Raw genomic sequence first — 14346 nt, forward strand, 5'->3', positions numbered from 1 at the left:
TTTAATTAATTATTGCAATTTATGCAATAAAAATAATCACTCAAATAAACTTCAAGCTCGCTAATAGCAACTTCTATTAAATCAATATGTCCATCGAAAAATTCTATAGTATTGCTCAATTCGTTTGCTTCATCTTTAAAAATACCATCACTTGCAAAAAGTTCTAAATTTTCTTTAATTTCAAGTTCTAACTCAGTTCCACAACTATCACAAGGTCTATAGATAAAACCTTGCATAATAGCATTTATTTTAACAAGCTTAGGATTTATTTTTACTAAATTTCCCTCAAAAATCATATTTTCAAGATTAAGTTTAAAAGGATATTCCTTTGTATTAATCTTAGAAAAAGGGATTTTCATTTAGCAAATTTCATTTGGTTTAAAGAAAAATTCAATTTCTATTTTTGCATTTTCCAAGCTATCGCTTCCATGAACAGCATTAGCGTCAATACTCTCAGCAAAATCAGCCCTAATTGTTCCTGCTTTAGCTTCTTTAGGATTTGTTGCTCCCATTAAATCTCTATTTTTCAATACAGCACCTTCTCCTTCTAGTATAGAAACAACAACAGGACCGCTAATCATAAATTCAACCAAGTCTTTAAAAAAAGGTCTTTCTTTATGAACAGCATAAAAATTTTCAGCTTGTTCTTTACTAAGTTGAACTTTTTTCATTGCAGCGATTCTTAATCCATTGCTTTCAAAACGATCTAAAATTTTTCCTATAACACCTTTTTTAACAGCATCAGGTTTAATTATAGATAAAGTTTTTTCCATCTTTGTAATAACTCCTTATTTTAATAAAGCTTAAAATTATACTTGAATTTGTTTAAAGAAAGTTAAATTAAAAGAAAAAGCTAGGAATCTCTAGCTTTTTAATTTTTTAAAATTATGCAAAAACTGGAGTGTCCCCACTTCTCATATCAGCACCAATATTATCACGACTTGGTTGTCCTGATTCTACAGCACTCCAAACTATACATCCATCTGTTGGGCAAGCACTAGCACAAGCTGGTTGATCATTATGTCCTACGCATTCAACGCATTTGTTTGCATAGACATAATATCTATCTTCACCTTCTGGATTGTTAGTATCATCAACGATAGCATTCACTGGACACTCATCAATACAAGAACCACAAGCAATACATATATCTGTAATTTTTACAGCCATTTTTTCTCCTTATTTAATATTAAGATTTAAAAGATTTTAGCATAAAATTCTTAAATAAAGTAAATTTTGATAATCAAAAATTTACCTTATTTGATAATAATTATAACTTTTTTAAATTTTTAATATTATCTTAGATATTTAAAAAAAAATAAAGATTTAAACGATATAATTTCGTTATCAATAAAATTTATTATTTAGGAGAAAATATGATAGTTACTAAAAAAGCTTTAGATTTTACTGCTCCAGCGGTATTAGGAAACAATGAAATTGTTCAAGATTTTAATCTTTATAAAAACATAGGTCCAAAAGGAGCGGTAGTATTCTTTTATCCAAAAGATTTTACTTTTGTTTGTCCTTCAGAAATTATAGCTTTTGACAAAAGATATCAAGAATTTAAAAACCGCGGTATTGAAGTAATTGGAATTTCAGGAGATAATGAATTTTCACATTTTGCTTGGAAAAATACTCCAGTAAATCAAGGTGGTATTGGTCAGGTTAAATTCCCACTTGTTGCTGATTTAACTAAGCAGATTGCTAGAAATTTTGATGTACTTTATGCAGAAGCAGTTGCCCTTCGTGGTTCGTTCTTGCTTGATGCTGATGGAACAGTTCGCCATGCTGTGGTTAATGATTTACCACTAGGTAGAAATATAGATGAAATGTTAAGAATGGTTGATACTATGCTTTTTACAAATGAGCATGGTGAAGTTTGTCCTGCAGGATGGAATAAGGGCGATGAAGGTATGAAAGCTAACCCTAAAGGCGTGGCTGAATATCTTGGCAAAAACGAAGCTAAACTTTAATTTCTTAGTATAAAGCCTCTTTACGAGGCTTTTTCTTCATTTTTATTCTTTAATTGAAATTCATAAATTTTCTACTATAATTTTACACACATATTAAAATTTTTATTTAGGCTAAAATATGGCAGGCGAAGATCAAGAAAAAACAGAAGAACCCACGTCCAAAAAGATAGAAGATGCGCGTAAAGAAGGTAATGTTCCAAAGTCTCAAGATGCGGCAGCTATTGTAACTTTGATAATTGGAGTAACTATAACTTTATTTATGATGAGTTTTATGGGCGAGAGAATTGTAAATTTATATAGATACTATCAAAGTTTTATTGGTGTTGAATTTGATTTGCGTATTATTCAAGCCATTATGATTAAAAGCATTTTTGAGGTTTTAATTATTCTTGCACCTATTGTTTTAAGTATTATGATTGCTGGGGTTTTGGGAAATATTATGCAATTTGGTTTTATTTTTACAACTAAACCTATTATGCCAAATTTAGGAAAAATCAATCCTCTAAAAGGTTTAAAAAACCTTTTTTCATTGAAAAAAATTGTTGAAAGTATAAAAATTATTTTAAAAGTGGGTATTGTTTTTACTATAGCTTTTATAGTTTTACTTAAATTTATGCAAGAGCTTCCAAGAGTTGAGCTTTATACTATGGTTGCACAGCTTACTTGGCTAAGAGACAGAGCTATTGTTTTAGCAGCTATTGTTATAGTTGCTTTTTTAATTATTGCTGTTTTAGATGTTTTTTTGGTGCGTTTTCAGTATTTTAAAGGTTTGCGTATGAGCAAACAAGAAATAAAAGATGAGTATAAACAAATGGAAGGAGATCCTCAGGTTAAAGGTAGAATTCGTAGACTTCAAATGGAAGCTGCGCGTCGTCGTATGGTTCAAGATGTTGCAGGTGCGGATGTGGTGATCACAAACCCAACGCATTATGCCGTAGCTATTCGTTATGATACAGGTAAAGAACAAGCCCCTAGGGTTGTTGCCAAAGGAGTGGATTTTCTCGCTCTTCGCATAAAACAAGTAGCCTATGAAAATAATGTTGTAGTTTATGAAAATCCTCCTTTAGCAAGAGAGCTTTATAAAGCTTGTGATGTTAATGATCTTATTCCTAGGGAAATGTTTAAAGCTGTAGCTGAGGTGCTAGGATTTGTTTATAATACAAATAATAAGAGTCGTTTAGCTGGTCAAGTAAAAAAAGGAAACTAAAACTTTTAAGGTGCTTTAGTTCCTATTTTGTTAATAAGCTCAAGAACCGATTTTTGAGTACTTGTATCTGCTGTATCGACTTTAAAATATATTTCTACTCTATTATTTTCTAGAGTTTGTGGATTTCCATTGATGGGATTATTAAGCCCGTAGCTTTTAATGCTAATATTTTTCAAATTTGCTCCACCTTCTATAAAATATTTTAATACATTTTCCGCTCTTTGGTAGGCGAGTTCATAACTTCTTATAATAGAGTCGCTATTGTCTGTATAGCCTCTAATTTCTATTTTTGCTTGAGGTGGCAAATATGTTGTTAGCTCAGCCATACGTTTTAAATAATCTTGTATATCAGCTGAAACGATTTGAGCACTACCTCTTTCAAATTCAACTTTAGATGGAAGGTTAAGAGCAACCTGATTATCGCTTTGATCTAGAGCTGCTTGAAGACGTTTGATAGTTTCTTGCTGTGTCATAGTCATTTGTTTTAACGATTTGAGTTCATCGCTTTCTTCTTTTGCTGCGCCTTTATATTTTTCTTGGGTTTTAGCTTCTTCTTTGACTGTTTGAGTAGAGGTGTAATCAAAGATTTTAACAAATTCAGTTTTTAAAGCCTCTACTTTAGCAGGGTTTGTTTTAGAAATTGCCCAAAGAGCAATAAAAAGTGCCAAAAGCAAACTTAGAAAGTCTGCATAAGGCACAGCCCATTTTTCACCTGCTGGACATTCTGGGCATTTATGTTTTTTAGCCATTTTTAACCTTTGTCAAATTGTGAAATTCTTGGATCATCGTGACTTAAGAAGTTAAAAAGTTTAGCTTCTAAATCTCTAGGATTAGCACCTTCTGCAATTCCTTTTATAGCTTCAGTAATAACAATTTGCTCTTTTACAAGATCCATTCCATTAGCTTTTAATTTTTTCCCCCAAGGAGCAAAAAGTGCATAAGCGCCAAAAATTCCCGTAACTGTAGCTGTGAAAGCACCTGAAATACCCGCTGCCATTGCTTGAGGATTGTCTAGCAATTTAAGAGCTAGAATAAGACCAAAAACCGCTCCAACAAGCCCCATGGTAGGGCAAGTTTCTCCAAATACTATCCAATATTCTGCGCATTCTTTATAATGCTCTTCAAGTTGTTCGGTTTGTATTTCCATGCTTTCGTGAATTTCTTCAAAGCTTTTACCATCTACAAGCATCATCATAGCATTTTTTAAAAATTCATTTTCAATCTCACTGGTTCTTGATTCTAACGCTAAAAGACCATCTCGTCTTGCAATAATAGCAAATTCTATTAACTGGGCTATCCTTTCGGGTAAATTTACTCCAGAACCTTTAAAAACAACTTTGAGTTCTTTGTAGGCTGCTTTTACAATTTTTTTATGCGTAGAAGTCATTGCGCAAAATGCAGCTGTTGGCATAACTATGAGAAAGGAAGAAAGATGCACAACATGCAAAGGATTGCCTCCCTCTAGTATATCTCCTACCGAAATACTAGTAACTGCAAGCACCATTCCTAATATGGTTGAAAGATCCATTAATTATCTCCTTGATTATTTTAAATCGCCCCAATTTTTGGCGATACTTGAACTTGTTTTTAATTTTACTTTTAATTTTACTATATTTTCCATAATATCTCTAGTTTTTTTTACAAAATTTTCACACAAATCGTCTTTTACTTCAAAAATTAATTCATCGTGAATTTGCAAAATAAGCTTTTTGTCTTCATTTAATTCTTTATTGATTTCTAGCATTGCAAGTTTGATTACATCAGCCGCTGAGCCTTGTAAGATTGAATTAATGCTTTCTCTTTCATACATGGCAATTTGCATAGGTTTTGCGTTTTCAAAATCAAAATAACGCTTGCGACCGCTTAAAGTAGTGATAAAGCCATTTTGTTTAGCTTCATTTTTAACTGTTTCAAAATATTTTTTAATACTAGTAAAATTTTCAAAATATTTTTCTATGTAAGATTTGGCTAAATGAGCTTCTATTTTTAAATTTTGACTTAAAGTTTTATAGCCCATGCCATAAATAAGTCCAAAATTTATACTTTTTGCAACACTTCTGGTTTCATAATTGCTTTCTCCAAAAATCATTATAGCTGTTCTTGCATGTATATCTTCATCGTTGGCAAAAGCATTTAAAAGTTTTTCATCTTCGCTAAAATGTGCAAGCATTCTCAGTTCGATTTGAGAATAATCAAGAGAGATAAAACTAAATCCATCTTTAGCTACAAAGCAAGATTTATAATCTTTTGCGTATTGTCCGTGTGCAGGAATATTTTGCAAATTTGGATCCTTAGATGAAAGGCGTCCTGTAGCGGTTCCAGTTTGTAAAAAACTTGAATAAATGCGTGAATTTTTATCTTTTAATGCTAGTTTTAACAAAGGTTCGCAATAAGTGGAATAAAGCTTGGCAAGTTCCCTATAATCTAAAATTTTGGTAATCGCAGGATGTTTATCTAAAAGTGCATTTAAAACTTTTTCATCGGTAGAATATCCTGTTTTACCTTTTTTTCCACTTGGGAGTTTGAGTTTTTCAAAAAGTATATCACCTACTTGTTTAGGTGAATTTAGGTTGAATCTATCCTCACAAAGAGTATAAATTTCTTCACTTAAATTTTTGATTTCATTTTCAAATTTTTTCATAAGGATTTCAAGTGCATTTGTATCAAGCTTTATGCCATTTTCTTCCATCATCATAATGATTTTAATGAAATCAAATTCACAGTTTTTAGCAAGTTCTAATAAAGGAGTTTCAAGATTTTTTAAAAAATAAAGATAAAATCTTAAAGTGATATAAGCATCTTCTGCAGCGTATTTACAAGCTTTTTCAAGTTCTACACTTGCAAAATTTTCTCCTTTTTTAACAAGGCTTTCAAAATGCAAGGTTTCGTAATTAAAAAGTCTTAAGGCTAAATCATCCATATTTACTCTTGAAGAAGGATTTTTAAGCCATGCCAAAATCATTGTATCTGCGTATTTTTGAGGTAAATTTAATCCAAAATTGTTTTGAATGATTTTAAAATCATATTTGAGATTGTGCCCTATAACAAAATGATTAAAGATTACTTCTATAGCTTTTTTGGCACTTTGCAATGAGATTTGCTCACCTACTCCAAGATAATTATGAGTTAAAGGCACGTAAAAGGCTTCATTTTCATTCATGCAAAAACTAAAACCAACAATTTTTGCTTCTTTAGTATCAAGTCCTGTGGTTTCGGTATCAAAAGCAATAATACTTTCTTTATCAAGGGTATTTAAAATTTCAAAAAGTTTGTTTTCATCTTGTACTAAAGTGGCTTTAAAACCTAAATTTTTATCTTTATTATCAGGATTTTGACGCAGTTTTTTAAGCAAAGTATTAAGTTCGTAATGTTCTAAAATTTCAAGTATTTTTAAAAGAGGTTCTTCATCAGGATAAGTGGCTTTTTCTATGAGATTTTGTACTTCTAAATTGTCATACAAAGAAGCTAATTTTTTGCTTAAAAATGCATTTTCCTTACCCTCTAAAAGCAAGTTACGACTTCTTTCGTTACGTACTAGGGTTAAATTTTCATAAATTCCCTCTATGCTACCAAACTCATCAAGCAAGGTTTTAGCTCCTTTTACACCTATACCTTTAACGCCTGGAATATTATCAGAACTATCCCCACAAAGAGCTAAAAAATCTCTGATTTGATTAGGTTTTACTCCGTATTTTTCTAAACACGCTGCTTCATCATAGTCGTTTTTAGAAATAGGACTGTAAATGCTTGTTTTACCATCTTTTATGAGTTGATAAAGATCTTTATCTTGAGTGATAATGCGTACAAAAATATCCCTATCTTCACAAGTTTTTACAAAAGAAGCGATGATATCATCGGCTTCATAACCTTCTTGAGAAACGCTTATAAAACCCATTTTTTCTATCATCTTTATGCAAATTGGAATTTGTTCTAGAAGTTCAGGCGGTGGTGGAGTGCGATTTTGTTTATAGTTTGGATCAATTTCACTACGAAAAGTTTTTCCTTTGGAATCTAATGCAAAAACAATATAATCACTTTTATATTCATTTTTTAAGCTATAAATAAAATTTGCAAAACCGCTAATCATTCCACTAGCTTGTCCTTGTGAATTTTTAAAACCTTTTAATGCGTAGTAAAGTCTGAAAAAAAATCCAAAAGTATCAATAATAGTTAAAGTTTTCATAATAATTTCTTCTTTTGATAAAATATATTTTTTGGTTATATTATTTCAAAATTTTGCTTAAAATGTCTCGAAATTTAAAGATATTTAAGCGAAAATACTTCAATTTTTAGTCATAATATCGAGTAGAGTAAAAATTTTATATGAATAACGTAAGGAAAATGTAATGACAAATCAGCAAATTGATGGAATTGCAGATAAGAATTTTAACACACCTGAAGGTAGAAAAGTTTTTAAAAAGGCAGTTTTTTCTTGCTGGTTGGGAACTGCTATGGAATATGCAGATTTTGCACTTTATGGTTTAGCAGCTGCAACAATTTTTTCAGAAGTATTTTTTCCTGAGCAAACTCCAGTAATTGCACTTTTGCTTAGTTTTGTAACTTATGGCATAGGTTTTATTGCAAGACCTATTGGGGCTTTGTTTTTTGGTCATTTAGGTGATAAACACGGAAGAAAAAATGTTATGATGGCTACAATAGCTTTAATGGGAATTTCAACTACTCTGATAGGTTTTATCCCAAGTTATGCAGTGATTGGTGTTTGGGCGCCTATTTGTTTGGTTGCATTGCGTTTTATGCAGGGTTTTGGCGCAGGAGCTGAACTTTCAGGTGGAACAGTTATGCTAGGAGAATATGCTCCTAGCAAGAGAAGAGGGCTTGTTTCTTCTGTGATTGCCTTAGGATCAAATAGCGGAACTTTGCTTGCGTCTTTTGTATGGCTTTTGATGGTACAAATGGATGAAGCAAGTTTTAAAGAATGGGGTTGGAGAGTTCCTTTTATGGGAAGTATTTTAATCGCTCTTTTTGCTGTATATATTCGTTTTCATGTCAAAGAAACCCCTGTTTTTGAAAAGCAAAAAAATGAAATGATGAAATTGCGTCTTAATTAACGAAAAGCATATGAAAAAAGATGAAAGAAGTTTTTGGCAAAGAAGTCGTGCTTTTTTGGACTATGGTGGGCTTAAGAATAGGCGAAAATGGACCTTCTTATCTTGCGCAAGGTTTTATTGTAGGTTATGTGACTAAAATTTTACTTTTAGACAAATCAGTAGCTACTACAGCAGTGATGATAGCTTCATTGGTGGTTTTTTTTGGTTATTCCTTTGGCAGGTTATTTAAGTGATAGATTTGGAAGACGTATTACTTATAGAATGTTTTGTTTGCTTTTGATGATTTATGCTTTTCCTGCTTTTATGCTTTTAGATAGTAAAAATGAAATTATTGTGATTTTAACTATTATTGTAGGTATGTCTTTAGCATCTTTAGGGATTTTTGGTGTACAAGCGACTTGGGGTGTAGAACTTTTTGGGGTAAAAAACCGTTATACAAAAATGGCTTTTGCTAAGGAGCTAGGTTCTATTCTTTCAGGAGGAACAGCACCTATGGTGGTTTCTGCTTTACTTGCGTATTATGGCACTTGGTGGCCTATCGCGACATATTTTGTATTAACTGCAGGTATAGGTTTTGTGACTACATTTTTTGCGCCAGAAACTAGAGGTAGAGATTTAAATAAAATAGAAGATGCGATATGAGACTTATCTTAGACACGGACATAGGCAATGCTATTGCAGGAGCAAATACTGATGATGGTTTAGCACTTGCTTTGATTTTGTCATCTAAAGAAATCAAACTTGAAATGCTAAGCACAGTTTGCGGTAATGTTCCAAGCCTTGTTGCCTATAGTGTGGCTAAGGATTTATTTAAACGTTTAAATTTAAATATCCCCGTTTATTTGGGAGCGAATGAAGCCCTAAAAGAACCAAGTAAAGCTTGGCGTCAAAGACTTGATAAAAGTGTTAAAAATTTTAAACTTGAATATCTTTGGGAAAATATAAAAAGTCCTGAAATTTTAGAAAATATAAATCCTGATGCGATTTTTAAAATGGGTGAGTTGGTGAGTAAAAATCCTAAAGAAATTTCTATTTGTGCGATAGGACCTTTGACAAATATCGCTATGACTATGAAAATTTTTAAAGATTTTGATATAAATCTTAAAGAGCTTTTTATTATGGGCGGCAGTTTTGATATGCCTTATTACACTAAAGATACAAATTTTGGTTTTGATCCTGAGGCGGCTAGTATAGTGCTAAATTCAAGAGCTAAAATTACACTCATACCTTATAATGCAACCATGCAGACTTTATTAACACACGAGGATTTAAAAGAGTTGCAAGGTAAGAATATTTTATGTGATTTTATCGTTGAAACTTTAGGTGTTTGGATTGATTATGCCTCTAAAACACGTGGTACAAAGGGAACTTGGATACATGATGCTTTAACGATAGCTTACGCATTAGATTCTAGTATTGCAGATTTTGATGAGTGTTATGCTGATGTTATTTGCGATAGTTCTTTGGCAAGAGGTATGAGTTGGCGTTGTTTTAAAGAACCAAAAATGAGTATGGGGGTGGATTGAAGCACTAAAAATTGTGTTAAAATTCTAAAAAATGTAGACAATGCAAAGCTTTTAAAACTTATAAAAGAGAGGTTTTTAAAAGGAGTTTGCTATGAAAATTATGAAAGCATAACGACTTAATTTTCCAAGTAAGATAAAAAATATAGTTTTTAAAAAAGAATATTTCGCAAAACCAAGTCCCAAGGCAAAAAGATCTCCTACTAAAGGTAAAAAAGTAAAAAAAGCAAATATACTTCCAAATTTAGCAAAATTAGCATTGAAATTTTCTAATTTTTTTAAGGATTTGCTAAAGTATTTTTCTAAAATTTTTTCTTTTCCAAAATACGCTAAAGCATAAGTACTTAAACTTCCTAAGGTATTACCCAAAGTGGCTACGATAAGTACCAAATTCGGAGTAAAATCAAGTTTTATAAAGCCTAAAACAAAGGCTTCACTTGCTAAGGGTAATAGTGTGCTTGAAAGAAAACACACCATGAAAAGCCCCAAATAGCTAATATCATTATATAAAAAATCAAACATAAAATTATGATTTTTGTGTATTTTTAAGCTCTAAGTCTAGATAATATCCTGTGTAAGAACGGGTTTTTTTGTGTTCTTTAGCGACTTTTTCCACGCTTCCTGTGCTTATAACTTTTCCACCTTTAACTCCACCTTCAGGCCCCATATCGATGATATAATCAGCATTTTTAATCACATCTAAATTATGTTCTATCACAAAAACAGAATTTTTAAGATCAACCAAATGTTGTAAAACTAAGATGAGTTTATTGACATCTTCAAAATGCAGTCCTGTTGTAGGTTCATCAAGTATATAAAGCGTTTTTCCTGTATCGCTACGGCTTAGTTCTTTAGCAAGTTTGATTCTTTGTGCTTCACCTCCACTTAAGGTGGTGGCATTTTGTCCTAGAGTTAGATAATCTAAACCCACTTTTACTAGAGTATCTAATTTTTGTTTGATTTTAGGAACGGCTGTAAAAAATTCACTCGCTTCTAAAACACTCATATTTAAAATTTCACTGATATTTTTGCCTTTATATTTAATTTCTAGCGTGGCATCATTGTAGCGTTTGCCCCCGCAAGTATCACAAACTACCATAACATCAGGTAAAAAATGCATTTCTATTTTGATTTCTCCATCTCCGCTACATTTCTCACATCTTCCACCCTTGACATTAAAAGAAAAGCGTCCGCCTTTATAACCACGCATTTTGGCTTCTTTAGTGGCGGCAAAAAGATTTCTGATTTCATCCATAGCACCTGTATAGGTGGCAGGATTTGAACGTGGTGTGCGCCCAATTGGGCTTTGATCAAGATAAATGACTTTATCAAGTTTTTCAAGTCCTTCTATTTGTACTCCGCCAAGTTTTTTAACTTTTTTCGCACGGTTTAATTCCTCTTGTGCAAAAGGAAGTAGGGTTTGAAGTATCAAAGAGCTTTTTCCAGAACCTGAAACTCCTGTTATAGCGACTAAATTTTGCAAAGGAAATTTTACGCTTAAATCTTGGATATTGTTAATATTTACATTTTTAAGCTCAAGCCATTCTTTCTGTGTTCTGTTTTGAAGTTGTGAAATTTGTTTTTTACCATTCATATAAAGTGCAGTTTCGCTTTTGCTTTTTAAAAGTTCTTTATAAGTTCCACTAAATACAACCTCACCCCCAAATTTTCCTGCTTTTGGACCAATATCTACAATAAAATCTGCTTCTTCTATGGTCATTTTATCATGCTCTACGACAATTAGGGTATTGCCCTTTTGTTGTAAATTTCTTAAAGTTTTAATCAGTTTTGCAGTATCTCTTTCATGAAGTCCTATGCTAGGCTCATCTAAGACATACATCACTCCGCTTAAACCACTGCCAATTTGTGAAGCTATGCGGATTCTTTGTGCTTCACCCCCACTAATCGTTCTTGCATCGCGCCCTAAAGAAAGATAACCTAGCCCCACATCATACAAGAAAAACAATCTTTCGTTGATTTCTTTTAGGATAGGTTTAGAAATAAGTTTTTGTTGCTCGCTTAAATAAGAAAAATTTTTCTCATCTGCAAAAAAAGCCGTACTATCTTCTATGCTCATATCTAAAATTTCACCCAAGCTTTTTTTGGCTACTTTCACGGCTAAACTTTCGGGTTTTAAACGATGCCCACCGCAGTCTTTACAAATTTTTTCACTCATATATTCAGCTAAATCTTTTTCATCTTTTAGCATTTCATAAGCCATTTTAACCACGCCTTCAAAAGTGCGTTTTAGGCGATTTCTTTTCCAAAGAAATTCTATAGTTTTGGCATTACCATACAATACAAGACGTTTTTGTTCTTCGTTTAATTGCATAAAAGGTATTTTGATAGGAATTTCATTTTGTTCGCAAAAGGCGATTAGGAATTTATAATAATAACTTTTATTAAAACCATACATGATTTTAACAGCACCGTTTTCGAGACTTAAATTTTCATCGATGATTTTTTTCATATCTAAAGTATAACGAATTCCAAGTCCATCGCAAGCTTCACATGCTCCTTTTGGAGAATTAAAAGAAAAGCTTAAAGGCTCGAGTGGAACAAAGGAAATTTTACAATCAAAACAAGCTGAATGCTCGCTAAAATGATAGTGTTTATTAAGGTTTATTTCCTCATGATTTAAAACTTCTATTTCTATTTCTCCAAAGCTTTCTTGTAAGCCTTTTTCTATATCGCTTGCAAGACGAGAAAGTAAATCTTCTTGAATTTCAAGCCTATCTATGACAAGTTTAATGGTGTGTTTTTTGGTTTTGGCTAGTTCAATTTCTTCATCAAGTCTTACCAAAACTCCATCAATTTGAGCTCTTACATAGCCTTTGTTGCGTAAATTTTCAAGCAAATCTGCATAAGTTCCTTTTTTTTCTCGTATGAGTGGGGCGTAGATGATGATTTTTGCACCTTTTGGAAATTTTAAAATTTCACTGACTATATCACTTACACTCATAGATGAAATTTTTTGTCCGCATTGATGACAATGTTGAATGCCAACTCTTGCGTATAAAAGTCTTAGATAATCATAAATTTCAGTGATGGTTCCTACAGTAGAGCGTGGATTTTTAGAAGTAGTTTTTTGATCTATGGCAATGGCTGGAGTTAAACCTTCGATTTTATCGACATCAGGTTTGCCTACCTTATCTAAAAATTGTCTGGCGTAAGCACTTAAACTTTCTATATAACGGCGTTGTCCTTCAGCATAAAGAGTTCCAAAAGCAAGGGTTGATTTTCCACTTCCGCTCAGTCCTGTAAAAATAATGAGTTTGTTTTTGGGAATTTCAAGGTGGATATTTTTTAGGTTATTTTCTCTTGCGCCAATGATTTTTATGGTATCGTTCATAGTCTTTCCTAAACATTAAATAAATTTAAGATTTTAGCATAATAATATTAAAAGAACTTGGATAAATCCAAGTTAAAAATTTATAAAATTTAGCTTATTAAGCAAAGAGTGGGTGGTTCCAAGTATTGATAAGGCATATACGCAAAGTAAAATTTTTCTATGAGCTGAAATATGCATTTTTTCTATGATTTTAATTCCTATAAAAGCTCCAACCATAGAAGCTATACCTACTAGTATTCCTTTATGAATAACTTCAGAGTCTATAACTCCAGAATTTGAAAAAGATATAATACCAGAGACTGAAGCAAAAATAACAAAAAACAAGGATAAGGAAACAACTTTTTTACTATCATAGCCTAAAAAATAAGCTAAAATCGGAGCAATTAAAAGTCCGCCACCAATTCCCAAAGAAATAGCAAAAATACCAGTAAAAGCTCCAGCAATAAATAAAATGACATTCTTTACCCAAACGCTTCTTTGATTTTGCACAATGTTTTCTTTAATTCCAAAAGCATATTTGATAAAAAATATACAACTTACCGCCAAAAATACGCTAGTAAGAGCTACATCACTTAAAGCTTTTAAAAGCATTCCGCTAAAGCTTGCCCCTATGAGCCCTCCAAAACCTATCATAATACCATCTTTAAGATTTAGATTTTTTTTCTTATAATTAATATAAGAGCCAAAAACTGCTGCAAAAATCATTTGTAATACTGAAATTCCGATAGCATGGTGAGCACTTGCTCCAAGTGCGAACATAGAAGGAACGATAATCATACCTCCACCAATGCCAAAAAGTCCAGAAGCAATACCTGAAATGATTCCTATGATTAGATAAGGTAAATCTGTGATTTCCATAGCTTTTCCTAAAAAATACTAAATATTTCAAATACGGAATAATTTTATCTTATTAAGCTAAGTATTATCTTAGTTTTTTATAACAATAGAATATTTTTTTGGTAACTTTAAGCATCGTAAAAATGTTTCAAAATATTATAAAATATAAAGATTTTATAATATTTATTTTAAATTTAAAGCAAAATTTATATTTATTGATTAAAATTAATTAAGACTTTAAAAATTTTCATAAAAGTCTTAATTTTTGAAATATTTTATAAGAAAGGTAAAAGATGAGTGAAAATGATTTTTTTAGTAATTCTTTGATTTTAAAACTTACATACATTCTTCGCTCTTGGCGTTTCTAAACTTCTTTTTATCTAAA

Annotated in this window: 12 protein-coding genes and 2 pseudogenes; 5 read left to right on the forward strand and 9 right to left on the reverse strand. The window is 31.6% G+C overall.

Annotated elements, in window-relative coordinates; translation table 11 throughout:
* Window positions 1-5 precede the first annotated feature (5 nt).
* From FBF11_RS01590 to FBF11_RS01600, 3 genes are all read right to left on the reverse strand, one after another.
* On the reverse strand, window positions 6-359 hold the full coding sequence (locus tag FBF11_RS01590) for a hypothetical protein (protein ID WP_002859434.1): 354 nt from the start codon (window positions 357-359) through the stop codon (window positions 6-8).
* The gene (gene ndk / locus FBF11_RS01595; RefSeq protein WP_002858685.1) at window positions 360-773 is read right to left on the reverse strand and encodes a nucleoside-diphosphate kinase; all 414 of its coding nucleotides are present in this window, start codon (window positions 771-773) and stop codon (window positions 360-362) included.
* Between the two features lie 112 nt (window positions 774-885).
* A complete protein-coding gene (locus FBF11_RS01600; protein ID WP_002858671.1) occupies window positions 886-1170 on the reverse strand; it encodes a 4Fe-4S dicluster domain-containing protein in 285 nt (94 codons plus the stop codon).
* 206 nt (window positions 1171-1376) lie between these two features.
* Here FBF11_RS01600 and FBF11_RS01605 point away from each other — a divergent pair, with 206 nt between their 5' ends.
* Window positions 1377-1973 (forward strand): peroxiredoxin, encoded by a 597-nt coding sequence (locus tag FBF11_RS01605; RefSeq protein WP_002854219.1) that lies wholly within the window; start codon window positions 1377-1379, stop codon window positions 1971-1973.
* A gap of 118 nt (window positions 1974-2091) precedes the next feature.
* Window positions 2092-3180 carry a flagellar biosynthesis protein FlhB gene (gene flhB, locus FBF11_RS01610; protein ID WP_002858726.1) on the forward strand — a complete coding sequence of 363 codons (1089 nt, stop codon included), beginning with the start codon at window positions 2092-2094 and terminating at the stop codon, window positions 3178-3180.
* Window positions 3181-3185: 5 nt separating this feature from the next.
* Here flhB and motB read toward each other — a convergent pair whose 3' ends face one another.
* Genes motB through polA form a run of 3 tightly spaced genes read right to left on the reverse strand, consistent with a single transcriptional unit; the run spans window position 3186 to window position 7363 of the window.
* Window positions 3186-3929: a flagellar motor protein MotB gene (gene motB / locus FBF11_RS01615; protein ID WP_002868168.1), complete on the reverse strand. Its 744-nt coding sequence runs from the start codon at window positions 3927-3929 to the stop codon at window positions 3186-3188.
* Window positions 3930-3931: 2 nt separating this feature from the next.
* Window positions 3932-4708 carry a flagellar motor stator protein MotA gene (motA, locus tag FBF11_RS01620; RefSeq protein ID WP_002858693.1) on the reverse strand — a complete coding sequence of 259 codons (777 nt, stop codon included), beginning with the start codon at window positions 4706-4708 and terminating at the stop codon, window positions 3932-3934.
* A gap of 15 nt (window positions 4709-4723) precedes the next feature.
* Window positions 4724-7363 (reverse strand): DNA polymerase I, encoded by a 2640-nt coding sequence (gene polA, locus FBF11_RS01625; RefSeq protein ID WP_002868167.1) that lies wholly within the window; start codon window positions 7361-7363, stop codon window positions 4724-4726.
* Between the two features lie 163 nt (window positions 7364-7526).
* Between polA and FBF11_RS01630 the strand changes: the two are divergent.
* Both FBF11_RS01630 and FBF11_RS01635 read left to right on the forward strand, forming a co-directional pair.
* Window positions 7527-8891, forward strand: a pseudogene (locus FBF11_RS01630) (MFS transporter).
* A pseudogene (locus FBF11_RS01635) lies at window positions 8888-9895 on the forward strand (nucleoside hydrolase). The pseudogenes FBF11_RS01630 and FBF11_RS01635 overlap by 4 nt, the downstream one beginning before the upstream one ends.
* On the opposite strand, the gene FBF11_RS01640 reads toward FBF11_RS01635, so the two are convergent.
* The 3 genes from FBF11_RS01640 to FBF11_RS01650 form a co-directional block, all read right to left on the reverse strand.
* Window positions 9851-10294 carry a YqaA family protein gene (locus tag FBF11_RS01640; RefSeq protein WP_002868165.1) on the reverse strand — a complete coding sequence of 148 codons (444 nt, stop codon included), beginning with the start codon at window positions 10292-10294 and terminating at the stop codon, window positions 9851-9853. The pseudogene FBF11_RS01635 and the gene FBF11_RS01640 sit on opposite strands and share 45 nt — an antisense overlap.
* Before the next feature lie 4 nt (window positions 10295-10298).
* A complete protein-coding gene (gene uvrA, locus FBF11_RS01645) occupies window positions 10299-13124 on the reverse strand; it encodes an excinuclease ABC subunit UvrA (protein ID WP_057097050.1) in 2826 nt (941 codons plus the stop codon).
* A 72-nt stretch (window positions 13125-13196) separates the two neighbouring features.
* Window positions 13197-13982 (reverse strand): sulfite exporter TauE/SafE family protein, encoded by a 786-nt coding sequence (locus tag FBF11_RS01650; protein WP_002872049.1) that lies wholly within the window; start codon window positions 13980-13982, stop codon window positions 13197-13199.
* Between the two features lie 122 nt (window positions 13983-14104).
* Between FBF11_RS01650 and FBF11_RS01655 the strand changes: the two genes are divergently transcribed.
* Window positions 14105-14194: a hypothetical protein gene (locus tag FBF11_RS01655; RefSeq protein WP_042635777.1), complete on the forward strand. Its 90-nt coding sequence runs from the start codon at window positions 14105-14107 to the stop codon at window positions 14192-14194.
* Window positions 14195-14346 lie beyond the last annotated feature (152 nt).

Source organism: Campylobacter sp. CFSAN093224, assembly GCF_012897395.1.
In the GTDB taxonomy this organism is placed as follows: domain Bacteria; phylum Campylobacterota; class Campylobacteria; order Campylobacterales; family Campylobacteraceae; genus Campylobacter_D; species Campylobacter_D jejuni.